The organism is Hydrogenobacter sp. T-8, from assembly GCF_011006175.1.
GTDB classification, from domain to species: Bacteria; Aquificota; Aquificia; order Aquificales; family Aquificaceae; genus Pampinifervens; species Pampinifervens florentissimum.
The window spans coordinates 700,276-722,653 of the sequence record NZ_CP048795.1 but is presented as its reverse complement, the minus strand read 5'-3'; the positions used below and the strand labels follow the sequence as shown (position 1 = coordinate 722,653).

Here is a 22,378-nt window from a genome sequence, read left to right as displayed (position 1 = left end):
TAATTTAGTCCTTTTCCCACCTTTTGTTTATAGAAACTTCCACCTCTACAGGGACTTGTTTAAGCACTATCTTACCCGCATGCTTCATCGCCCTTTCTAAAAGCTCCTTGACCCTCTCCGCAATATGTTCCTCACATTCCACCAAAACTTCGTCATGAACAAGGTTAACCACATTAGCCCTGAGGTTTTCTCTTCTCAGTTCTGCGTCAAACATAAGGACAGAAAGTTTAAGAAGGTCTGCTCCTGTGCCTTGTATTGGGTAGTTTACTGCATCTGGAAAGGTATGAGCGGTATAATGTCTTCCAAGCAGTGTGTGTCCCCTTGACTCTTTAAACTCCCTTAGCTCTTTCTTTACCCTCTCATGCCACGCTCTTATGGCGGTGTAATAGCCAAAAAAGCTTTCCCTTATCTTCTGAGCCTCCTCAAGGGAGAGGTCTACTCCGTATGTCTTTGCATATTCCACAAGACCCTTTGCGGATATGCCGTATATGAGACCAAAATTCACCGCCTTGGCAAGCTGACGCTCCTCCTTTGTTATCTGGTCTTCAGGTTTGCCTAAAAATACACTGGCGGTGTAGCGGTGAAGGTCTTTGCCTTCCATGAAAGCCTGAATCATCCTCTCCTCCCCCACGTATTCGCTTGCTATCCTTAGCTCAATCTGAGAAAAGTCCGCTATGACGAAGGTTTTGCCTTCTTCTGCCTTAAAGATGCTCCTGAGATTTCTTGGTATGTTTTGCACGTTTGGGTTCATGCTTGCCATCCTGCCAGTTATAGCACCTATTTGCCTAAACTCAGGGTATACTCTGTTGCCCCTAAGTTTTTCCTTTATCTCTTGGAGTTTCTCTATGTTTTTTTTCAAACCCCTTATTTCAAGAAGCTCAGATACCACAGGATGGAGCGAATGCTCCGCCAAAGCCTTATCATCGGTAGAAACATTACCCTTTTCTGTCTTTGGAAGGTCAAGACCAAAACGTTTTGTGAGAAGGTCTCCCACCTGTTTGGGAGACATAGGGTCTGTTCTATACCGAAGCATAAAGTCCATGACCCGTTTTTGTAGGAGTTTTTCTTGTTCCTTTAGCTTCCTCTCCAACTCCTCTCTGTCCACTGGTATACCCACCATCTCTAACTTTGCGGTCTCTTGCACAAAAGCCATCTCCACTATGGCAACTGGGTTAGTAAGCCCAAAGACCCTTGAAGTTCTCGTTTTGAGGAGCACCTCTTCCCTGTGAGGGTGTTCGTTCAGCTTTTCAAGAAAAAGATAAAAAAGGTCTCTTACCACCTTAACGTCCAAGGCGGCGTATTCAAGCTGTTCTCTTCCAAGAAAAGGTTGTCCCCAGTTTGATGCCTGAAGCCCCTTGTCCAGAACCTGCCCCAGGTAGTGCATGGCAACCTTTTGAAGAGAGTGCTTGTCTGTATTCCCAAGAAGCTGGCTTGCTATCATAGTATCAAAAACCGCATAGGGTTCTATTCCATAGGTATATAGATATTTAAGGTCAAACTTCAAATTATGCCCCACTATACCTCTTTCAGAAAGCAACCTCTTAAGAAATACCACACCCTCTTCCCCAAGGTCAAAAAGGTCCAGTATGAATATGTCTTCTTGCCCCCCAACCTGAACAAGTCTTATCTGGTCACCAGAGACCTCTGTGTCAAGGAAAAGGTATCTTTCCTCCTTAAGGTGGTTGTATACACCAGCAAGTCTTTCCCTTGATGTTATGTAGCTAAACTTTGGCATCATGTTTTATACTGACCTTTTCAAGGTCTATCCACATGGCTATCTCATCGCAAGAGGGGAACTTAACACAGTTTACACACTCACCCCAGACCTTGTGAGGTAGTTTTATCTTCTCTACTTCTTCGAAGTTTAGCTTTGAGAAAAAGCCCTGAGCGTAGGTGAGGACAAAGACCCTTTTAACACCGAGCTCGTCCGCCTCTTTCAAACACGCCTCCACAAGCATAGTGCCTATGCCTTTACCTTTATGCTCTTCGCTTACCGCAAGGCTCTTTATCTCCGCAAGGTCTTCCCAGACTATGTGGAGACTCGCACAACCTATAAGATTGCCACCTTCTTCGCAGACCCAGAAATCCCTTATGTTCTCGTATATGGAGTTAAGGCTTCTGGGAAGTAAGATGCCTTCTTTGGCATAATGGTTTATCAGGTTATATATCTCTCCTGCGTCTTTTAACTTTGCCTTTCTAATCACCATTCGAAGCTCTGAACCACTATGTATCCTTGCTTGCCCGCCTCTTCCAGAAAACCTTTACTGGCAAAGTGAGTAACTATGACTGGCACTACATTCTCCTCAGTGTATTCTCTATACTCCTCAAGCACAGCCCTTATTTTATCCTCTAACTCCTCAAAGATATCCTTAGCCCTCTCTGGACCTATGGCTAACCTGCTTTTTGCCTCGCCCACTATCAAAACCCTTTGCCCGTTTCTTTCTCCCTCCGCCAAAAGGTTTATTTCCTTTCCATTTACCTCTTTTCTTATTATGCGAGTGTGAACCTTTATACCAAACTTTCTCTCAAGGTAGCCAGGCAAGTTCCTATAGGCTTCATTTTCAAGCATATAACCCATTGTTTGGTCTATGCCACCGAGTTTTCTGTTAAGCTCCTTTTGAGATTCCATAAACTCTTGGAAAATCCTTTGAGTTTTTTTAGATTCCTCAGAAAGTTCAGCGAGCTTTTGCTCACTTATCCTTTGTGCCTCACGCAGTGCTTTGGCTGATTCATCATTTTTCCTTTGAGCCTCTGCAAGTTCAGCGAACTTTTGCTCAGTTATCTTCCTGTATTCTTTGAGTTCTTCCTCGTTTCTCTTTTGAGCTTCTGCAAGCTCTGCAAACTTTTGTTCTGTTATTTTCCTGTATTCTCTAAACTCTTCCTCACTTCTCCTTTGAGCCTCTATGAGTTCTGCCATCTTTTGTTCAATTATTTTCTGTGCTTCACGCAGTTCCTTGACTGATTCCTCATTTCTTTTTTGAGCCTCTGTAAGTTCTTTGATTGCTTGTTGCATTTCCCTTTGAGATTCCGCAAGCTCAGCAAACTTTTGCTCAGTTATCTTTCTGTATTCTTTTAGCTCTTCTTCATTCCTCTTCTGAGCCTCTGTAAGCTCTGCTATCTTTTGTTCAGTTACCTTTTGTGCTTCATGGAGTTCTCTAACTGACTCTTCTGTCCTCCTCTGTGCTTCTGCAAGCTCTGCTATCCTCTGCTCGGTTACCTTCTGGACTTCCTTAAGCTCCAAGATGCTTTCATCCACTTTCCTTTGGTTTTGAGCAAGCTCTCTGACCACATCCCTTAGAGACTCAATGGAGTTCTCAAGTCGGATTATAGCCTCCTTTACTTCCATAAAGTCGGTAGCCTTTACCAACTTGTCTAAAAACTTAATAAACTCAGTAAGCACTTCCACCTGCTCTGGAGTAAAGACCGCTCGCATCTTGGAAAGAAGCTCTTCCACTGTCATCCCTTTATAATATAGTCAAGGTCTTTGTAAAAGTTTGGATAAGAAACCGCAACGCAGGCAGGTTCATCTATCACAGTCTCACCCTCCGCCACAAGCCCCGCTATGGAAAAAGCCATGGCTATCCTATGGTCTTTGTAGGTCTTTATGGTAGCACCCTTGAGGTTTTCAACGCCCTCTATCTCAAAGCCATCTTCAAGCTCCTGGACTTTTGCACCCATAGACCTAAGGTTTTCAACCACTGCCCTTATACGGTCGCTTTCTTTTACGCGAAGCTCCTGAGCACCCCTTACCACAGACTTTCCTTCCGCAAGAGCCATAACCACCGCCAGGATAGGAAGCTCATCTATCATAGAAGGCACTTCTTCTGGCAAAACCTCCACACCCTTTAGCCTTCCACTATACCTAACGTAAAGGTCCGCTACTGGCTCCCCAGATAGCTCCCTTAGGTTTTCATACCTTATGTCCGCTCCCATCTGTCTGAGTTTTCTAAAAAAGCCATCCCTTGTAGGATTTACAAGGACATCTTTGAGAACAAGCTCCGAGCCTTCAAGAAGGCAAGCCAAAACGATAAAAAAGCTCGCAGAGGATGGGTCCGCAGGACAGAATATCTCAGTAGCTTTAAGGCTTTGCCCTCCCGTGAGCTTTACCACATGACCCTCCTGTCCCTCTAACTGAATAATCTCCACACCAAAGGTTCTTAACATTCTCTCCGTGTGGTCCCTTGAAAGGACAGGCTCTAAAACCTCCGTGTATCCTTCCGCCATTAGCCCTGCAAGCAAAAGTGCGGACTTTACCTGTGCGGATGCCTTTCTATTAAAGAAGGAAATACCCCTTAACTTACCACCTCTTATGCACACAGGAAGTTTGTTTCCCTTTTCCCTTCCATCAAGAAAGGCTCCCATCTGTCTGAGAGGCTCTACAACCCTTAGCATAGGTCTTTGCCTTAGGCTTTCATCCCCCGTTATGACACTGAAAAAGTCTTGAGTGGCTAACACCCCCATCATAAGCCTTGCGGTAGTGCCAGAGTTTTTGGCATCAAGCACCTCAAGTGGCTCACGAAACTGATATCCCCTTCCAATTACCCTTAGGTTCTTTCCCTTTCTCTTTACTTCCACGCCAAGTTTTTTTACTATATCTAAGGTTGCCTTTGTATCTTCGGAAGCTAACCACTCTTTTATGTGGCTTTCACCCTCTGCTATGGCAGAGAATATTACCGCCCTATGGGATATGGACTTGTCTGAAGGAACTCTTAGCTCGCCTTTTGCCTTTTTTGCCCTTCTTAGTTTAAGCATATGACTATTCTACCAAAAGCAGGTAAATTCCTATGAAAAGCCCCCACACTATTACAAAGAACCTTACCACCTTTGGCTTAAACCTTTGAGAGATTTTTGCTCCTGCATATCCACCAAGAGCAAAGCCCGGCATCATAAAAAGTGCGTAAGCCCAACTTACCTTACCACTAAATATGAAAATAATAGCACCAAGGAGGTTTATAGAAAAGCCAAGAAGGTTTTTTAGCCCATTTGCGGTGTGTATGTGATACACTCCAGAAAGCGTTAGGCTCGCCAGCATCATTATGCCTATGCCTGCACCAAAGTAACTTCCATATACGCCGGTTATAAACTGAAGGAAAAGAGGCAAAAGCAAAGGAAGGTTTTTCTCTTGAATTACAAACTTAGCCAAAAATCTTCTTATGACCTCGCTAAAGGCAAGCATAAAGACCGCAAAGAATATGAGAAAGGGCACTATGGACTTAAAGGTTTGAGAGGGTGTTTTTATTAAAAGCACCGCACCCACTACCGCACCTACAGTAGAAGAGATAAGAAAAGGCAGAATAAGGCTTTTTACCTCCTGTATTCTTTTCCTAAAGCCAAAAGCACCAGAAAGGGAGCCTACCCAGAGGGCAACGGTGTTTGTTATGTTGGCAACCACTGGGTCAAGCCCAAGCCATAGGAGAGTGGGAAAGGTAATAAGCGTCCCACCACCTGCAACTGAGTTTATAGCTCCTGCCAAAAAGGCAGAGCAAAAGGATAAAAGGAAGTATTCCATTTAGACTATCTTTCCAAACTCCTCAAACTTAAACCTGTAAGCCCTTGGCAAAAGCTCTTTGGATGGGTCTTTGTATCCTATGGCTATTATCATAGGCACTACCTTGTGGTCTTCTATCTGCAAAAATTCCTTAAGCCTTGCCTCGTCGTAGCCTTCCATAGGATGGGTCTCAAGCCCGTAGGCTCTGGCAGTTATCATTATAGTCATGCCAAAAAGGGCTGTGTCTCTAACCGCTTTTCTGAAGGCTCTTTGAGGGTCTTGCCAACCTGCTATAATTTGGCTTTTTAGGCTCTCTTTTGCCTCTGGCTTTATATAGCCCAGCTCCTCCCAGCTTTGCAAAACTCTGTCCACATGCTCAAAGCCTGCCCTTGTGTTGGCAATAAGCACTATGTTAGCACTGGCATCTTCCACCTTTTGTTGGTTATAGCATATTTCCCTTAGCCTCTTCTTTTTCTCCTTATCCTTTACCACTATAACTTCCCATGGTTGAAGGTTGTAGCCAGAGGGTGCGGTTGCGGAAACCTCAAGTATCTCCTTTATTATTTCATCTGGCACATCCCTCCTTGGGTCAAAAAAGGTAATAGACCTCCTTTCTGTGATTAATCTTAAACATTCTTTCATAGCACTTCCTCCAGCTGTTTTTTGACCTTGTCTAACATGGCTTTCCTTTCGTCGTCGCTTACGTATGGCACTGCATACAGGAAAAGATGTCTTATTACTTCAATGCCACAGAACTTGAAAATGCCAATATCCGTGGTCTTTATTAGGCACTCCTCCATGCCTGAGGGTCTATAGTCAAGCTCAGAAGCTCCAAGGGTGTTTATTATGAAGGCTTTTTTGTCAGAGAGAAGTCCAACAAGCTCTCCATCTCTCTCTTCGTAAGCAAAACCGTAGCTAAAAACCCTATCTATGTAGCCCTTTAGGATTGCAGGCATGCCTGTCCACCATATGGGATATATAAAGACCAAAAGTTTTGCACCTTTTATTATCTCCTGCTCCCTTCTTACGTCCTCTGGCACGCCACCCGATAAAAAGGTTTCAAAATCCCTTGCGGACAAGACAGGATTAAACTCAAGGGCATATAGGTCTCTCAAGTTGTATTGAACACCCTTGGCGGACAAAGTCTCAAGGACAACTTCCTTTATAGCCTTGTTGAAGCTCTTTGGGTTTGGATGGGCGTAGATTATACATACCATCTTATACCTCCTTTGTCTGAAAGATTAAAAAATAATGGTATGGAAATATGGCGTGGCTTTCTATGAGTTTAAAGCCTTCTTTTTGCATAAAGTCAATGACCTTTTCCTCTGGAATTCTATCCTCAAGGGGTGGTCCTGCTGGTGATGGTATGGGATGCCAGTCAATGAGGATTATCTTGTGGGTGGTTATCCTGTTTACTTCTTCCATAAAGGCTTTGGGCTCTAAAAGTTCATGAAATAGGTTTGCGAGAAGGCTTACATTCACCGATTTGTCCTCAAGAGGTATACGGTTTTCTCCACACTGGATATATTCTATGTTTCTAAGGCTTTTAGCCCTTTCTCTGCACCTATCTAACATAAAGCCTGACTGGTCTATGGCATAGACCTTTTTTACCCTTTCCGCAAGGGGTATGGTAAAGTATCCTGGACCACACCCAATATCTGCCCAAACCTCCTCTTTATTTGGCTTTGCTACTTTGAAAAAGTCCTCAAGGTTTTGCCAACTTTGTCTTTCTGGCAAAAGAAGCACCCGCCAGTTTTCTTCTGGAAACTTAAAAGCCATCTATTCCTCCTGAAGTTGATACTTCCAGTAGTCTATGGCTTCTCTTACTGACTCAAGGTTCTTTCTAAGGTCTTCCATAAGAGCCTTCATGAACCTTTCACAACCTTCCATTGGAGCGTAGCCCGCACACTCTTCCGCCTCCTCCGCACAGGCGTATATCATCTGACTTAGGCTTTCAAGCCTTCTTAGATACTCTTTTGCCTTTTCCCTGTCAAAGTTTTCCATGACAACCTCCTATAGCCTTATTTCTACCCTTGAATTTTCATCGTATAGGTATAGCTTTCCTTCCTCTTCATCCCTTGTTCTTTTGTGAGAGCCATCACAGAAGGGAAACTTCTTAGAGAGACCACACTGGCACAGATAATAGGTCTCTTCCCCTATCTGAAGTTTGTACGGACCCTTTTCTGTGAACTTTACAAGTCTTGCCATGTTTATACCTCCTTTTCTGGTGGATTGTATAGAAAGCCTGTGAGACCACCCCACACTATGTGAAGCACAAAGGTGCTAATTTGTGCATTCATCTGCATGGGTTTTTGAAACCACAAGGCATCCCCCAGACTACCCACGAAGGACACCACTATAACAAATATGTGCCAAAGAACGCCGTAAACTATGCCCTTTATGAGACCAGGACCAGGAAGTAACCTCCACACATAGGGAAGCACAAGGGGTATGGCAAAAAGTGTAGCATCTATCTGGTGTTTTAGCACCCACCCCCAATCCTTTGTGCCGGGAAATATGCCAAAAAGCCCAAACCAGCCAGCATATACCATATCAAGCACTACCATAGCCCACCCATCTGGGAAGCAAAGAGAAAACTCCAGAAGTTTACACCTTTTATCACACTCATGTTTTCCCACCTCCTGCTTTTGAGTTTAAACCTGCTCCGCAGGCGTGTCAAGAAGGGTCCTTTTTGTTATATACTATCCTTCATGAAACCTAATAACAACTCTGTAGTATGCCCAGCAGAGCTTGCCATACAGATACTAAGCGGTAAATGGAAGCTATACATTCTTAAGAACCTAATGGATGGAAAGAAGAGATTTTCAGAACTTCAGAGGGCTATACCTGGTATTACTCAAAGGATGCTTTCAAAACAGTTAAGAGAGCTTGAAGCTTGTGGACTTATACGCAGAACCGTATACCCTGTAGTGCCTCCTATGGTAGAGTATGAGCTAACAGAGATAGGCAAGAGCCTTGAGGATGTATTTAACGCCATACATAAATGGGGTCTAAAATATGTGGAAGCTATGTCTATCAATGCATTAGAATGCCAAGAGGAAAACTCAAGCTAAACTTCTCCTTTGTTTTCCAGCACCGCATATGTCCCTGTAGCGTAGGCAACAAGCTCAGAATCCTGCCAAACCTCCACCACCGCAAAGGCTACCTTTTTGCCCCTCTTTAAGAGCCTTCCTACTGCCAAAAGCTCACCCTTTACCGCAGGCTTAAGATAATTTACCTTTATCTCAATGGTTACAGAGGTCTTATCCTCTGGTAGGTCAGAGATGACCGCAAACCAGCCTGTGTTGTCCGCAAGGCTTGATATAACACCACCATGCACATATCCAAGGTGTTGAAGGTGATAATCTTCCACCAAAAGCCCAAGCCTTGCCTCCCCTGAGCTTATATGCAAAAGCCTTGCACCCAAGTGCTGGAGAAAGGGCAGGCTTACCTTCATAGCAGGCTCTTTATATATTCTGGCGTCATAGGAAGTCTGTTTACTCTTATGCCATAGCCCCAAAGGAGTGCATTGGCAACCGCAGGTGCAGTTGGTGGAAGCCCCGGCTCTCCTACACCACCCCTTTGACGATTTGAGGTAAGAATATGAACCTCTATCTCTGGCGTTTCATCCATGGTCAAAAGCCCATAAGACCCAAAGTTGCTGTTTTCCACACCACCACCTTTAAAGCTCACCTTCTCCTTAAGAGCCATGCTTAGCCCCATAACTACAGAGCCTTCTACCTGAGAGCGTATAAGGTCTGGATGGACTATCACAGGACCCACATCTATGACCGCCACCACCCTTTTTACCTTGACCTGTCCACTTTTTGTGTCAAGCTCCACCTCCGCCACATGACAGGCATGACTTCCAAAGGAGTAGTGATAGGCTATGCCAAGATTTTTCTTCCTGCCCCAGCCAGACCTCTCCATGGCAGTCTGGACTACCCTGTAGGCTACTGGGTTATCCCTTAGGAGCTTTAGCCTTAGCTCTCCCGGGTCTTGTTTTGTCTGATAGGCTATGCGGTCTAATATGGTTTCAAGGCTAAAGGCGTTGTGGGTTGACCCCACAGACCTCCAAAACCATACGCTTATAGGAAGCTCCACGTCAACCTTTTCCACATAAAGGTTGGGAATGTTATAGGGTGTGTTTTCCACTCCTTCCACTGAAGCCCTCCCACCAAGCAGTGGTTGAACCGCTATCTTAAAGCTAAGAGAATTTATGTTCCCCCTTTGGTCTGCAGAGACTTTGATATGAGTGGCACTGTAGGGTCTGTAGTAGCCAGACCTTATGTCATCCTCTCTTGTGTATATGAGCTTTACGGGTCTTGAAAGCCTTTTGGAAATCTCAAGGGCTTCCGCCACAAACTCCACATTTGCTTTTCTTCCAAAACCACCGCCAAGGTAGGTGGTTATGACCTTTATCCTGCCTTCTGGCAGTCCACTGACCCTCTTTGCGGTTTCCAACACCCACGTTTGAGATTGTGTAGGTGCATAAACTATGCACTCATCCTTCTTCACCCATGCAAGGCAAGCCATAGGCTCCATGGTGGCATGATAGAGGTAGGGTTGTATGTAGGTCTCCTCAACCTTTACTGGAGAGCCTTCAAAGACCCTCTGGGGGCTTCCCTTGACCCTTACCACATCACCCCTTTCCCTTAGCTTTTGCAAGAAGTATTTCTCCAAGTCCTTGTCTTCCCAACCCTTTACAAAGCTCTCACTCCACTCTATCTTTAGAGACCGTCTTGCCTTTTGACAAGCCCAGAGAGACTCCCCACATATTGCCACTCCTGTGGAGATGGGAAAGATATCTACCACTTCTGGCACTCTTTTGGCTTCCGTGCTGTCCACTTTGAGAGCCTTTGCTCCAAAGTAGGGTGGTCTTTCCACCACCGCATAAACCATACCTTTCTCAAAGGTGTCTATACCAAAAACCGCCTTCCCATCTACCTTTTCTGGTGCGTCAATCCTTGGCACAGACCTGCCTATGTATATGAATTCCTTTGACTCCTTTAGTCTTGGTTTTGCAGGTATTTGTTCCTTGCTTGCAAGGTCTACAAACTCTCCGTAGGCATACCTTTTGTCTTCCACAAGCAGGTAGCCCCTCTCCGCCCTTATCCTATCCGCAGGAACTTTTAGCCTTTTGCTTGCAGAGGCAATAAGCATTTCCCTCATACTTGCCCCCGCAAGCCTTAGGGTTTCATACATGTTCCTTACGCTGGTGCTACCACCCGTTAGCTGTATACCCATCTTAGGGTCCACATAGGCCCTTCCTGCAGGTGCTGGTTTTACCCTTACCCTTTCCCAAGGAAAGTCCAATTCCTCCGCAACAAGCATGGCAAGCCCTGTATACACACCCTGTCCCATCTCCGACTTGTTAACAAGCACTGTAAGATAGTTATCCCTTGAGAGGTTTATCCAAAGGTTTGGTGCATACCTTCTTGGCACTTCTTGAGCTTTTAAAATCCTATATCCCTCAGGCATTAGCATAACAGAGAGGGTAAGACCGCTCAACTTTAAAAGGTCTCTTCTTGTTATCATGTCCTTCCTCCTACTGCCTTTTCCACCGCCCTTACTATCCTATTGTAAGTTCCGCACCTGCAAAGGTGAGAAGAAAGCCTCTGAACTATCTGTTCCCTTGTGGGTTTTGGGTTTTCAAGAAGCAGTGCGTAGGCTTCCATAATTTGACCAGGCTGACAGTATCCACACTGAGGTACTTGAAGCTCAATCCATGCCCTTTTGAGAGGATGGTTTGAGGGAAGTCCTTCTATGGTGGTTATCTCCTTTCCTACCGCATCCTTAACTGGTAAAAGACAAGACCTGACCGCCTGCCTTCCCACCAAAAGGGTGCAAGCACCACACACACCTATACCACATCCAAACTTCGTGCCTGTTAGACTCAGCCTTTCCCTAATAACCCAGAGAAGAGGCTCATCCTCAAAGGCTCTAACCCTGTATACTTTGCCATTTATCCTTAGCTCAAAGTCTTTTACCATGGAAACTTGCCTCCAAAGTTCCTTATGTGGTCTATAAGCTCCCTTCTACCTTCGTATAGCACCGCCACATACTGAGCGAGCCTTTCACCTAAGCGAAGACATGCTTCTTTCTCCTCTTGGCTTCTTGGCTCACCTGCAACCACTGCACCGTAATGTAGTGTAAACTTCTTGCCTGTGTAGTCGGTAAGACCAAAAACCAGAAAGCCGTAGTTTATAAGCATATACAGGACAGACAAGCAAGCCACCTCGTTGCCACCACCCCATCCGCCAGAAGAGGAAAAGGCACAGCCAATTTTACCGTCTATCTGCCCCCAGAGGTCTCCAATGGTGTCATCAAAAAACCTCTTTATTTTCCAAGAGACTATGCCCATATTGGTAGGCGTCCCAACCGCCAGCCCATGACACCAAAGCACATCTTCTTTGCTTGCCTCGTCCACGTGCAGTAATCTTACCTCCGTTCCCTCCACCCTTTTTGCTCCCTCCGCCACTAGCTCTGCCATCTTCTTCGTATTTCCAGTCCTGCTATCATACAACACCAACACCCTTCCCATACCTCACCTTCTCAAAAGTTTTAGAAATTCCCTCATTATCTCAGGCAGGTCTGGCCAAGCCCTTCCAGACACAAGGTTTCCGTCTACCACCACACCGTCCACATACTCTCCACCTGCCATCTCAATGTCTGGCTTTAGAACAAAGAAGGCACTAACCCTTCTGCCCTTCACCACACCCGCAGCCACCAAAAGCTGAGGTCCATGACATAGGGTAGCCACAGGCTTGTTTCTCTCAAAGAAGTGCCTAACGATATCCAAAGCCTTTTGGTGCGTCCTCACATACTCTGGAGCTCTTCCACCGGGCAAAAATAGGGCATCAAACTCCTCGGGGTTTACATCCTTTAGGTTCATATCCACTTCCAGTTTGTATCCCAGCTTTTCTGTGTAGGTTTCCATCACATTGGGCTCCATATCATGAACCACTGTCTGAAGAACCCTTCTCCCGGGCGTTGCAACCTTTACATCGTAGCCTTCTTCTCTGAGCCTGTAAAGGGGATAAAAAACTTCAAGGGCTTCCGCTGCGTCTCCTGTAAGTATTAGAACCTTTTTCATGGTTGCACCTCCTCCCTCAAAGTATATAACCCTATATGAAACGAGGTCAAGAAGGGTCTTTCATTTAACTTAGTTACATGCTTGTAAGTTTTACCAGTCCCAGCGGTGGTGCTTTTTCCAATGTTTGGGCTTGTGCTTTTCCACTATAACCACCCTTTCGTAAGGAGCATAGTAATAGACAGGTGCGGGTTTTACTATAACCACCTCTGGACCTCTATCTACGTAGACAACCCTCCTTTCTGGGCAGGAAGGATATCCAAGATTTACCCCAAAGGAAAGGTAAACCCTATCACCTGCACTACTTATGCCAGCCAAACCTAACAACAGGGTAGATGTGGCAAGGAATCTTCTCATAGCACTTCCTCCTTTTTGAGGAAATATAATTAACTAAAGATGAAAAGAGGATGAAATTTGCTTGAGTGTCTTGTCCTACAGGCGGAAGGACTATACAACAGTGCCCTTTTCGCCTCTGATGGTCAGGTTTTGGTGGGAAGGGTTTTCAAAGAAGGTAAGGGCTATCAAGCTCTTTTAGTGGATAAGGAGAAGGGGATTGCTCTTATATTAGGTGGCAAGGGGGACGAAGGTTTGTATAGCGTGAAGGAGTGTGGTCATGTTTACGTGGCGGTAGGACACTCGGGAGATAGGGCTTTGTTCCTATTTTATGAGAAGGCTTCTGGAAGGGTGCGTTCTTTTGTAGGTCCCAAGGGCATACTTTGGCAAACAGATTGTAATTATGCGGTAGGTGGTGCAAAAGAGAAGCTATGGCATCTTTTCCTTGTGGACCTGAAAAACAAAAAGGGTAGGGCTTTATCCGTGGGTGAACACCTTTACGCCTATAGCCTTGCTAAGTTTGACGGGGGTTATGTGTTGGTGGGAAGGATAGGACAAGAAGGTAACTATGACAGCTTTATCCTCTGGATGGACCCTAAGATGAAACCGCTTAGGGCATTGAGAAGTACATGGAGAGGGAACGACTATCTTAGATATACCAACGGAAGCTGGGCGGTGGGAAGGCTTGAGATAGAAGGAGACTCGGAGGGCTTTATAGTGGGTGTTGAAGGACTTGAAAGCCTCTTATACAGGAGACAAGGCTTTGATTATTTTAGGTGTGTAGACTCAGAGTTAACGCTTATAGCTGGTGAAGGCGAAGATGGGAGTGGAGTAAGGAAATCTCTCTTAGTTCATCAGGGGCATGGTTTACTATTAGGCGAGTATTTCTCTGCGGTTAGGTTTTACCATGAGAAGGACAACACTGCCTACGGTTATGTGTATGTGGGAGGCAAAGCCTACGCCTTTAGGGTAAGGAATCCACAGTTGAAGGCGGAGTTTAAATACCAAATAGAAGAAAAGCCTTTGAGGTGGAAAAGTTTTAAGCTCAAAGTGGAGAAAGACTTTATGGAGTTTAGGTCAATAAACTTTCCAATCACTAAAGCCTCATACCTTTGGGAAGACTGCAAAAGGCTCTATTAAAATATTCCTATGGCAATAGTTAAGCCTTACAAGGACAAGTATCCTGTAATACATCCCTCTGTGTTTCTTGCGGAGAACTCCACAGTTATAGGAGATGTGGAAATAGGAGAGGACTCTTCTGTTTGGTATGGCACTGTGATAAGGGGTGATGTGAACTACATACGCATAGGGAAGGGGACAAACATTCAAGATAACTCTGTGGTTCACGTTACGCACGATACGCACCCTACGCTGATAGGAGACTTTGTCACTGTGGGACATAGGGTGATACTACATGGCTGTAGGATAGGAAACTATGTGCTTATAGGTATGGGTGCGGTGGTAATGGATGGTGTGGAGATTGAGGACTATGTGCTTGTGGGTGCTGGTGCACTGCTAACACCTAACAAGAAATTTCCATCTGGCGTGCTTGTGGCAGGCTTTCCTGCAAAGGTGGTGAGAGACCTAAAGGAAGAGGAAATGAGGCTCATCGAAGAATCTGCTAAAAACTACATAAACTACAAAAACTCCTACCTTAGTCAAAAGCCATAAAAGTGTTACCTGCTATCATAAGAAGAGCCGGAAAAACTACACGCTTTGTTTCTTCCTTCAGAAGCACCTTTCCGTAGAGAATAGCTATCAGCAAGGAAAGCCTTTCTGCGGATGCCACGTAAGAGGAAAGGGTAAGCAAAAGGGCGAGATTGTATAGAGCATCTCCTACTGCAAAGAGGAATCCAAGTAAAGGTATTTCCCAATGCTTGTAGTTTTCTTTTCTGAAGACTTCAGAAGGTTTTACAAAAACCAAAGTGCCAAAACTCATACAAAGGGTATAAAACCAGCTGAAGAAAAGGCTATTGCTCTCTATTATGGACGCCTTGCCTATAACTACATTAAAGCCAAAGAAGACAGTGGAAAGGATCATGTAGACAACTCCCCTGTTTTTCTTGAAAAATTCTTTTGGTGAAAAACCTACAAGAATTAAAGTAGCGAAGATTACCAAAGACATACCCAGCATACCTATAGGAGAAGGCTCTTCGGAAAGAATAAGCCAGCCAAAGAGGGCAGAAAAGACGGGCATAAAGGAATAAAAGGACATGGCCACAGAAAGGGGTGCATACTTCAAACCTTTGATGAAAAACACGCCACCGAGGACTTCAAGAGGAAGCCATATTAGGGCATAAGTCAAGACCTTTATATTAAAGTCCCAGTAGAGAATGCCAAGGGGTGTAAGAAGTAAGAAGGCTATGGGAAATCTAACCCACAGGGTGAAGTTTTCATCCAGTCCCTTTATCAAAAGCCTTTTGCTAAGGTAGTCGTTTGTCCCCCAAAATATGGAGGATAGCAAAGCCAGAGAAAGTCCAAGCATTTAGGGTAAAATATTCTACCATGCGTCGTGAAAGAATTTTCACACCTGGTCCGGTAGAGCTTCCCGAAAGGGTAAGAGAAGTCCTCGGAAGGCAGATAATCCATCACAGGACAGAGGAGTTTAAAAATGCCTTTCTTGAGGTGAGAGAGCTCTTTAAAAGGCTTTTGGATGAGCCATCGGACAATTTCGTTTTCTTTGCCTCCTCCGGCACTGGGGCGATGGAATCTGCCATACTTAGCTTTTTCAAAGAGGGCGATAAGGTGCTTGTGATAAACGGTGGGAAGTTTGGCGAAAGGTGGCTAAAGCTCGCTCAACATTGGGGTCTAAGACCTATAGAATACAAGGTAGAATGGGGCAAATCCGCAGACCCAGAGAGGGTAAGAGAGCTTCTGAAAGAAAACCCAGAGTGCAAGGGTGTGCTCTTTCAAGTTTCAGAAACCTCCACTGGAGCATACCATCCAGCATCCGAGATAGGTAAGGTTTGCAAAGAGTTTAACGCCCTGTGTGTGGCGGACGCCATCACTGCACTTGGTGTTTATAATATAAAACCCTCTGAGTGGAACCTTGATGTGATAGTGGGTGGCTCTCAAAAGGGCTTTTTGCTCCCTCCTGGTCTTTCTGTGCTTTGGTTTTCCGAACGTGCAAAAGAAAGCCTTGTGGATAGAGCCTTCTACTTTAGCGTAAAGAGAGAGCTTTCTAAACAAAAGGAAGGTCAAACCGCATGGACGCCTGCCATAAGTCTGATACTTGCCATGAGAGAATCTCTACTTATGCTACTTGAAGAAGGCATGGAGAAGGTTGAAAAAAGACATAAAGCACTTTCAGAGGGAACTATAAGGGCATTGGAGACCTTGGGTCTAAGGAAATTTGCGGAAAATCCATCCCTTTCTGTAAGTGCCATATACTCCGAGAGGTCAGAAGACATAAGAAAAGAGCTTTTAAAACTTGGTATAAGGGTGGCAGGAGGGCAGGACAGTCTTAAGGGTAAAATATTCCGCATATCCCACATGGGCGTAGATCCCAAGGACGGTCTTATGCTTATTGGAATGCTTGAGGTAGTCCTCAAAAGGCTTGGCTTTGGCGTGGAGCTTGGAGAAGGAGTGAAGACCTACAGTCGAACCATTATGGAACACAAAATATGGTAAGGCTATATATAATAAGACACGCAGAGAGCCAGTGGAACCCCATTGGCAGATATCAAGGGCTTCTTGACCCAGAGCTTTCAGAAAGGGGCAAAGCTCAAGCCAAAAGACTGGGAGAACACTTTCAAAGCATTGAGCTACATGCCATATACTCCTCTCCTTTGAAAAGAACCCTCCAGACCGCACAGGAGGTGGCAAAGGCAAAGGGGCTTGAGGTAATAGAGGATAGAAGGATTATAGAGATAGACCACGGTGCGTGGTCGGGGCTATTGGTGGAAGAAGTCCAAGAGAGGTTTCCAGAGCAGTTCAGACAGTGGCTTGAAGAGCCTCACAAGGTAAGCTTTGAAGGTGGCGAGAGCCTTCAGCAGGTATATGAGAGGGTAAAGGATTTTCTTGAGGAGATAAAGGAAAAACATTGGGAGCAGGCGGTGGCGGTGGTCTCACACACAGTGCCTATAAGAGCCATCTACTGTGCCCTTCTCAAAGTAGACCTTTCTAAGTTTTGGTCCTTTGGCTGTGATAATGCCAGCTATTCTCTGGCTCACATGGAAAGAGATAGGAATGTTATAATGAGGCTTAATATAACATGCCACTTAGGAGATTTGTATGTGGAAGCCCATAAGGCTCTTTAGTTTTTTGCTTTTGTTGTCCTTTGTCCTTGCCCAGCAGATAACCAAGGAGTTTGACATAAATGTGGAGCTTACAGGCAAGGTCTTTGAAGAAAAGCCCAAACTCATACCACCGGAAAAACTTCCTATGCTACAAACAAGGGAGCTTGACCTCTCTTCTGAGCTTCTTGAACCGCCAAAGTTTATGGAATTTGTTCCAGTCAAGCCTGTGGAAAGGGGCGGTGGAATAAGTTGTGGAGAGCCAAGGGATGCTCTTTCCTATAGGCTCGGGGTGGACTACTATCTAAGGGGTAGATACGCCTTAGCAGAGGAGGAGCTTTCAAAGGTTGTTCTTATCCCCAACTCTCCCTTTAAGCCTATGGCGGAGTATGTTTTAGGGCTTATAGCCTACTCAAGAGACCAGAAAGACAAAGCCCTTGAGCTCTTTAGGAGCTCCTGTCAGTTTTCCCACATATATCAGAAGCCTGCCTGCGAAGCTTACTATGCCTTGCATTTTATCCTTAGAGACTCTGTGCCAGAAAATAGGGATGAGCTCTGGCAGGCGGTAAAGGCTATCAAAGAGGGTAGAGTGCAAGAACCTAACTGTAGCAACGTGGTCTTTTCTCAGTATTGCGGTTATGTAGCGGATTTTGTGAGGGGACAAGAAAATGTCCTATACAAGGATAGCACTTCCCTTAGGTCTGCAGTAGTTAAGTATTTCTCTGGCGACCTACGTGGAGCAAAGGAGACCTTTTCCCTGTACTCTGCACCAAGCAGTCCCTATAGAGAAATAGCTCTCTATTATCTTGCACTTATAGAATACAGAGAAGGTAAAGGAGAGGAAGCCTTCAGATACGCAAGCATCTTAGAAAGCCTTAACCAAAGACTTACAAGTGAACTATACGCTCTTCTATCTGAGCGGGACATATACCTTTCGAGGCTTACGTATAGCATCACGAAGAATCCCAACTTTTTGGAGAGGGCAGGCATAATAGCCTACAATGCGGGAGACTATTCCCTTGCCCTTCTTAATTTTCTTGAGGCGGGGAACGTAAGGTATGCGGTTTATTCAGCGATTAAGATGGGAGATTACATAAGGGTTATAAGCCTTTTGGAAAACAAGAAGGGCAAGGACAGAGAAGACTACATGTGGCTTCTTGAAGCCCTCTATTGGACCAACGGGGACTTAAACCCTGTAATTTCTGAAGTATCAAAGCTTTACCCTGACCTCGCAAGAGAGTTCTCAGGTTGGGAGAGATTCAGGAGAGGAGATTGGCTTGGAGCTTTAGGCTTTTTTGAAGACCCATACTACAGGGCTATAGCCTTATACAACCTCAAGAGATACAAGGAGGTCATAAGCCTTCTTCAGGGGAAAACAGACCAGAGGTCAAACATTCTAAAGGCTCGCTCCGCACTCATGATGGGGGATACGAAACTGGCAAGGAGTTTTCTCACAGAAAGGTCGGACGAAGAGCTTTATCTACTGGGAATGTCCTACTTTTTAGAAGGCAATTATCAAAAAGCGGTGTCCTTCTTTGGAAGAGTTTCAGATAAAAGTCCACTAAAGGCAAAAGCCTTGCTTAGGATGGGTGATGCCTATTACAATGCTGGAAATGTAGAAAAGGCAAAGGAGAGCTATTACGAGGTTTTAAAGAGGTATCCAGATAGCGAGGAGGCTAAGCAGGCAACTCTGTCTCTGTTTGAGTTTTCTGGTAAGGGAGTAAGCGACGAAGAACTGGAAAAGCTCCTTCTGGATTACATGCAAAGGGAGAAAAACCCCCAGCCTGAGGTAATCTACCAGTATGCATCCCTCTTGGCAAGAAAGGGAGACAAAAGGGGAGCGGAAAGGGAGCTTTTAAAGCTTCTTGACACACCCCTTAGGTTTAAAGCCATACTTAAGATGGCGGAGATGGAAGAAGACCCTGCCAAAAAACTGGTGCTTTATTACAAGGTATACAAGGAGGCTGAGCCTCAGGAGGATAGGGCTAAGGCGAGAGAGGAGCTTATAAAGTTATACACTTCAGCAAGAGACACCAAAAGTCTTGCGGATTTGCTTGCGGAGGGAGACATCCAAGATAAGGTTAGGGCACTGGGTCTTTATCTTGCCTTAAAAGACGCATCCTCCGCCCTTTCTCTTTCTCGTGAGCTTATAAAGGCTGGCTATAGAAGTAGAGACTTTGAGAAGTATCTTATTGACCTATACAGACAGACAGGAGAGACGGATCTGATAGGCTATGTGATTAAAAGCCCGGACAGGAGCTTGCGAGGAGAGGCTCTTTTCCTTCTCGGTCTTGACAGTCTCAAAAAGGGTGATAAGAAAAAGGCTCTTGAAAACTTCGTAGAAATATCCCTTAACTACAAGGAAGAACCATACTACAATCAAGCTGTTTTGGAGGGTGCTAAAATACTTATAGAGTTGGGTGCGAGGAGAGATGCCAGCTGTTTGTTGGAGAGGTTTGACCTAAACAAGTCAAAACCAGAGGAGGTAAATTCATACAATAAGCTCAGACAAGGCTTACCAAAATGTGAGGTGAGGTGATATGGAAGGACTTTTTGAGCTATTTCAGAAAGGTGGGCTTGCCATGTATCCTCTTATTTTTCTTTCTGTGGTCTCTTGGGCTGTGATAGTGGAACGCGTATTTCATCTTCGCTCTTCTTTCTACATAGGTAAGTCTGTAAGAGACCTAAAACCTCTTATTGCAAGCGGAGACATAGAAGGTGCGATAAAACTCCTTTCCACAGAAAGCTCCTTTATCGCAAACCTACTCAAGGACATGCTACAGGGATACAGAGATGGGAAGGTTAGTAAAGAAGATATGATAAAAGTCCTTGACCTTGAGCTTTCCCTTTTGGCGCCAAGGATTGAAAAGAACCTGCCATTGCTATCCACCACCGCAAGCGTTGCACCCCTCATTGGGCTTTTTGGCACTATCACCGGTCTTATAAAGGTTTTTTCCGCCTTTGCGACCGCAAATCCCGAGCAGGCAATGGTTCTCCTTTCAAAAGGTATAAGTGAAGCACTTGTGGCCGCAGCTACAGGTCTTGCGGTTGCCATACCAGCCCTTATTGCCTATTGGCTCTTTAGAATATGGGGAAACAGTATACTTGATAGGATAGAGTTTGAGATTTTTGAAGTTTTGAGGATGCTAAGATGAGAAGGAGGAGGCTCGGCTACGATGAGAGAACATACATAGATGTAGTTCCCTTAGTGGATACCCTCCTTGCGGTCTTTCTCTTTCTTGCGGTTATTGCCTTTCAATCCCCTATTACCTTTCTTGCGGTAAAGCTTCCCTTTGCAAAAGAGGGTGAGAAGATAAGCCTTGAGGTCTTTAGAGTTCAAGTTTTAAAAGATGGAAGGTATCAGGTGGGCGGTAAGGATGTTAGCCTTGAGGAGATAGAAACGCTTATTCAAGAGAAAAAGCCAAAGACATTAGTGATAGAAGCGGATGAGGATACCGCTCACAAGTTTGTGGTCGCTCTTATGGATATCGGTAAACGCAACCAAGTGGAGAACGTGCTTATAGGCGTTAGAACACGGAGATGAGTTTTTTCCTCAAAAAGCTCCTAAGTCTCATCCTCCTACCTCCAACGCTTTTTATTATTCTTTTTCTCATTATAGCGGTCATTTCCAAGAGAAGGGTCGTCAGTTTGCTCGCCTTCTTTGGTGCATTCGGGCTTTATCTGTTGTCAGTAGAACCAGTAAAGGACATGCTATACAAACCTTTGGAAGAAGCCTATCCTGTTCCAAGGGAAGTGCAGGCGGATGCCCTTGTAGTTCTGGGAGGTGGCTCTTACAATACGGGTATTCTCAAGGAAGACTCAATGAAAAGGCTTCTAACAGGCTTCATACTTCACAAAAGATATGGATTGCCTATAATCCTCTCGGGCGGTGCAAGTATAGGAAAACTTCCCGAGGCTGAGGTGATGAAACAGGTTCTTGAAGAGCTTGGTGTAGACAAAAAGGAGATAATTACCGAAGTAAGAAGCAGAGATACCTTTGAAAACGCTAAGTATGTAAAAGAAATATGCAAAGAGAGAAACTTTAAGAAGATAGTTCTCATTACATCCGCATACCATATGCGTAGAGCTGTGGAAACCTTCAGGAGGGCAGGGCTGGAGACTATTCCATATCCTACAGATTTCAAACAAGACAAAAGCTACAACCTATACAGCTTTATTCCCAGAATGAGCGTCCTAAACGATAGCTACAAGGCTCTTAGAGAACACTTAGGTGGTCTGGCTTACAGCATGCTTTATTAAACCTTCCCTTTCAAGCCCTTCTCTTATGGCACTAAGGAGCTTTTCAAGAGCAGATTCATAGCTATCAGCCTTAATCTTACAACCAGATGCATACTTGTGCCCTCCACCACCAAGAGCTTCCGCTATCTTCGCCACATCCACTTTTCCCTTGGACCTAAGGGAAACCTTCCACACACCTTCGTCAGGCTTTTCTATAATGGCGTAAGCCACTTCCACTCCTTCCAGAGACCTGGGATAACCCACAAGTCCTTCGCTGTCTGAATACTCACAACCAGTTTCTTTAAAGAACCTGTCAAATATGGTTATACCTGCAACAAGACCATCTTCATGAAGTGATAGGGTGTCAAGCACCTTTGATATCAGCCTCATCTTGTTTAAGCTCTCTCTTTCCGCAAAGTTCACATAAGTCCAATGAGGTTCAGCTCCAAGCTCTACAAGCTCCTTTGCCAGTTGGAAGGTTTCTGCGTTGGTGTTAGAATATTTAAAAAAGCCCGTGTCTGTGGCAAGCCCAGCATAGAGGTTTTGTGCTATATCCTTGTCTATGGCAGACCTATCCCACTGACAGATTAGTCTGTAAACAAGGGCTGTGGTGGATGGTGCGGACGGGTCTATGTAGTCATACTCTCCATAGAACTCTCCGCCTATGTGGTGGTCTATCCTTGCCCTCTTGAAAGCTCTCACCTCTGAGTTAACCCTGTAGAAGCCACTGGCATCCACTACGATGGCAAGGCTAAAGACTTCGTTAACTGGAAGCGGGACTACATCACCGGCTCCCGGCAGAAAGTCTAAAAAGTGTGGCACTTTATCCTTACAACCCACAATAACCTTCTTACCCTTTTTCTTTAGAAAAAGGTATAAGGCAAGGGCACTTCCCAATGTGTCCGCATCTGGGTTTTCATGGCTGGCTATGAGGATAGGGCCTTCTTCCCTTTTTAAAAGCTCTATTAGTGGTATGCTTTGTTCAAACAT

At 45.0% G+C, this 22,378-nt stretch carries 28 protein-coding genes; 9 read left to right on the top strand and 19 right to left on the bottom strand.

Features of this window, described 5'->3' with window-relative positions; genetic code table 11:
• Nucleotides 1–4: 4 nt before the first annotated feature.
• Genes G3M65_RS04230 through G3M65_RS04180 form a run of 11 tightly spaced genes read right to left on the bottom strand, consistent with a single transcriptional unit; the run spans nt 5 to nt 8,055 of the window.
• On the bottom strand, nt 5–1,735 hold the full coding sequence (locus tag G3M65_RS04230; protein ID WP_173833351.1) for a bifunctional 3'-5' exonuclease/DNA polymerase: 1,731 nt from the start codon (nt 1,733–1,735) through the stop codon (nt 5–7).
• The gene (locus tag G3M65_RS04225) at nt 1,722–2,207 is read right to left on the bottom strand and encodes an N-acetyltransferase (RefSeq protein WP_173833350.1); all 486 of its coding nucleotides are present in this window, start codon (nt 2,205–2,207) and stop codon (nt 1,722–1,724) included. Before G3M65_RS04225 ends, G3M65_RS04230 begins: the two co-directional genes overlap by 14 nt.
• The gene (locus tag G3M65_RS04220; protein ID WP_173833349.1) at nt 2,201–3,460 is read right to left on the bottom strand and encodes a DUF8196 domain-containing protein; all 1,260 of its coding nucleotides are present in this window, start codon (nt 3,458–3,460) and stop codon (nt 2,201–2,203) included. Before G3M65_RS04220 ends, G3M65_RS04225 begins: the two co-directional genes overlap by 7 nt.
• The gene (aroA, locus tag G3M65_RS04215; protein ID WP_173833348.1) at nt 3,457–4,752 is read right to left on the bottom strand and encodes a 3-phosphoshikimate 1-carboxyvinyltransferase; all 1,296 of its coding nucleotides are present in this window, start codon (nt 4,750–4,752) and stop codon (nt 3,457–3,459) included. The genes G3M65_RS04220 and aroA overlap by 4 nt, the downstream gene beginning before the upstream one ends.
• 4 nt (nt 4,753–4,756) lie before the next feature.
• Nucleotides 4,757–5,509 carry a sulfite exporter TauE/SafE family protein gene (locus tag G3M65_RS04210; protein WP_173833347.1) on the bottom strand — a complete coding sequence of 251 codons (753 nt, stop codon included), beginning with the start codon at nt 5,507–5,509 and terminating at the stop codon, nt 4,757–4,759.
• Nucleotides 5,510–6,130, bottom strand: a complete 621-nt coding sequence (locus tag G3M65_RS04205; RefSeq protein WP_173833346.1) for a nitroreductase family protein — start codon at nt 6,128–6,130, stop codon at nt 5,510–5,512.
• Nucleotides 6,127–6,705, bottom strand: coding sequence for an NAD(P)H-dependent oxidoreductase (locus G3M65_RS04200; RefSeq protein WP_173833345.1), 579 nt, complete (start codon nt 6,703–6,705; stop codon nt 6,127–6,129). Before G3M65_RS04200 ends, G3M65_RS04205 begins: the two co-directional genes overlap by 4 nt.
• A 1-nt stretch (nt 6,706) precedes the next feature.
• A complete protein-coding gene (locus tag G3M65_RS04195; protein WP_173833344.1) occupies nt 6,707–7,267 on the bottom strand; it encodes a class I SAM-dependent methyltransferase in 561 nt (186 codons plus the stop codon).
• Nucleotides 7,268–7,492, bottom strand: coding sequence for a hypothetical protein (locus G3M65_RS04190; protein ID WP_173833343.1), 225 nt, complete (start codon nt 7,490–7,492; stop codon nt 7,268–7,270).
• Between the two features lie 9 nt (nt 7,493–7,501).
• Nucleotides 7,502–7,696, bottom strand: coding sequence for a CDGSH iron-sulfur domain-containing protein (locus G3M65_RS04185; RefSeq protein WP_173833342.1), 195 nt, complete (start codon nt 7,694–7,696; stop codon nt 7,502–7,504).
• A 2-nt stretch (nt 7,697–7,698) separates the two neighbouring features.
• The gene (locus G3M65_RS04180; RefSeq protein WP_254426310.1) at nt 7,699–8,055 is read right to left on the bottom strand and encodes a hypothetical protein; all 357 of its coding nucleotides are present in this window, start codon (nt 8,053–8,055) and stop codon (nt 7,699–7,701) included.
• 144 nt (nt 8,056–8,199) lie between these two features.
• On the opposite strand from G3M65_RS04180, the gene G3M65_RS04175 reads away from it, so the two are divergent.
• Nucleotides 8,200–8,562: a winged helix-turn-helix transcriptional regulator gene (locus G3M65_RS04175; RefSeq protein ID WP_173833341.1), complete on the top strand. Its 363-nt coding sequence runs from the start codon at nt 8,200–8,202 to the stop codon at nt 8,560–8,562.
• Here the strand turns inward: G3M65_RS04175 and G3M65_RS04170 are convergent.
• From G3M65_RS04170 to G3M65_RS04145, 6 genes are all read right to left on the bottom strand, one after another.
• The gene (locus G3M65_RS04170; RefSeq protein ID WP_173833340.1) at nt 8,559–8,945 is read right to left on the bottom strand and encodes a PaaI family thioesterase; all 387 of its coding nucleotides are present in this window, start codon (nt 8,943–8,945) and stop codon (nt 8,559–8,561) included. The two genes, G3M65_RS04175 and G3M65_RS04170, sit on opposite strands and share 4 nt — an antisense overlap.
• Nucleotides 8,942–11,026, bottom strand: a complete 2,085-nt coding sequence (locus tag G3M65_RS04165) for a xanthine dehydrogenase family protein molybdopterin-binding subunit (protein ID WP_173833339.1) — start codon at nt 11,024–11,026, stop codon at nt 8,942–8,944. Before G3M65_RS04165 ends, G3M65_RS04170 begins: the two co-directional genes overlap by 4 nt.
• Nucleotides 11,023–11,481 carry a (2Fe-2S)-binding protein gene (locus tag G3M65_RS04160; RefSeq protein ID WP_173833338.1) on the bottom strand — a complete coding sequence of 153 codons (459 nt, stop codon included), beginning with the start codon at nt 11,479–11,481 and terminating at the stop codon, nt 11,023–11,025. The genes G3M65_RS04165 and G3M65_RS04160 overlap by 4 nt, the downstream gene beginning before the upstream one ends.
• Complete coding sequence (locus tag G3M65_RS04155) at nt 11,475–12,032, bottom strand: flavodoxin family protein (protein ID WP_173833337.1); 558 nt, start codon at nt 12,030–12,032, stop codon at nt 11,475–11,477. The genes G3M65_RS04160 and G3M65_RS04155 overlap by 7 nt, the downstream gene beginning before the upstream one ends.
• Before the next feature lie 3 nt (nt 12,033–12,035).
• Complete coding sequence (locus G3M65_RS04150; RefSeq protein ID WP_173833336.1) at nt 12,036–12,584, bottom strand: DJ-1/PfpI family protein; 549 nt, start codon at nt 12,582–12,584, stop codon at nt 12,036–12,038.
• Between the two features lie 90 nt (nt 12,585–12,674).
• Nucleotides 12,675–12,938: a hypothetical protein gene (locus tag G3M65_RS04145; RefSeq protein ID WP_173833335.1), complete on the bottom strand. Its 264-nt coding sequence runs from the start codon at nt 12,936–12,938 to the stop codon at nt 12,675–12,677.
• Between the two features lie 57 nt (nt 12,939–12,995).
• Between G3M65_RS04145 and G3M65_RS04140 the strand changes: the two genes are divergently transcribed.
• Nucleotides 12,996–14,054: a hypothetical protein gene (locus G3M65_RS04140; RefSeq protein WP_173833334.1), complete on the top strand. Its 1,059-nt coding sequence runs from the start codon at nt 12,996–12,998 to the stop codon at nt 14,052–14,054.
• A 9-nt stretch (nt 14,055–14,063) separates the two neighbouring features.
• Nucleotides 14,064–14,585, top strand: a complete 522-nt coding sequence (locus tag G3M65_RS04135; protein ID WP_173833333.1) for a gamma carbonic anhydrase family protein — start codon at nt 14,064–14,066, stop codon at nt 14,583–14,585.
• On the opposite strand, the gene G3M65_RS04130 is transcribed toward G3M65_RS04135, so the two are convergent.
• Nucleotides 14,569–15,399, bottom strand: coding sequence for a DMT family transporter (locus tag G3M65_RS04130; RefSeq protein ID WP_173833332.1), 831 nt, complete (start codon nt 15,397–15,399; stop codon nt 14,569–14,571). The genes G3M65_RS04135 and G3M65_RS04130 overlap by 17 nt on opposite strands.
• A 20-nt stretch (nt 15,400–15,419) precedes the next feature.
• Here G3M65_RS04130 and G3M65_RS04125 point away from each other — a divergent pair, with 20 nt between their 5' ends.
• Genes G3M65_RS04125 through G3M65_RS04100 form a run of 6 tightly spaced genes read left to right on the top strand, consistent with a single transcriptional unit; the run spans nt 15,420 to nt 21,409 of the window.
• The gene (locus G3M65_RS04125; protein WP_173833331.1) at nt 15,420–16,544 is read left to right on the top strand and encodes a pyridoxal-phosphate-dependent aminotransferase family protein; all 1,125 of its coding nucleotides are present in this window, start codon (nt 15,420–15,422) and stop codon (nt 16,542–16,544) included.
• Nucleotides 16,538–17,173 carry a phosphoserine phosphatase PspA gene (pspA, locus tag G3M65_RS04120; protein WP_173833330.1) on the top strand — a complete coding sequence of 212 codons (636 nt, stop codon included), beginning with the start codon at nt 16,538–16,540 and terminating at the stop codon, nt 17,171–17,173. Before G3M65_RS04125 ends, pspA begins: the two co-directional genes overlap by 7 nt.
• Entirely contained in the window at nt 17,148–19,688 is a 2,541-nt protein-coding gene (locus G3M65_RS04115; RefSeq protein WP_173833329.1) for a tetratricopeptide repeat protein, read from the top strand. Before pspA ends, G3M65_RS04115 begins: the two co-directional genes overlap by 26 nt.
• Nucleotide 19,689: 1 nt before the next feature.
• Nucleotides 19,690–20,304, top strand: a complete 615-nt coding sequence (locus G3M65_RS04110) for a MotA/TolQ/ExbB proton channel family protein (protein ID WP_173833328.1) — start codon at nt 19,690–19,692, stop codon at nt 20,302–20,304.
• A complete protein-coding gene (locus G3M65_RS04105; RefSeq protein WP_173833327.1) occupies nt 20,301–20,693 on the top strand; it encodes an ExbD/TolR family protein in 393 nt (130 codons plus the stop codon). Before G3M65_RS04110 ends, G3M65_RS04105 begins: the two co-directional genes overlap by 4 nt.
• The gene (locus G3M65_RS04100; protein ID WP_173833326.1) at nt 20,690–21,409 is read left to right on the top strand and encodes a YdcF family protein; all 720 of its coding nucleotides are present in this window, start codon (nt 20,690–20,692) and stop codon (nt 21,407–21,409) included. The genes G3M65_RS04105 and G3M65_RS04100 overlap by 4 nt, the downstream gene beginning before the upstream one ends.
• Here the strand turns inward: G3M65_RS04100 and G3M65_RS04095 are convergent.
• The gene (locus tag G3M65_RS04095; protein WP_173833325.1) at nt 21,377–22,378 is read right to left on the bottom strand and encodes a DHH family phosphoesterase; all 1,002 of its coding nucleotides are present in this window, start codon (nt 22,376–22,378) and stop codon (nt 21,377–21,379) included. The two genes, G3M65_RS04100 and G3M65_RS04095, sit on opposite strands and share 33 nt — an antisense overlap.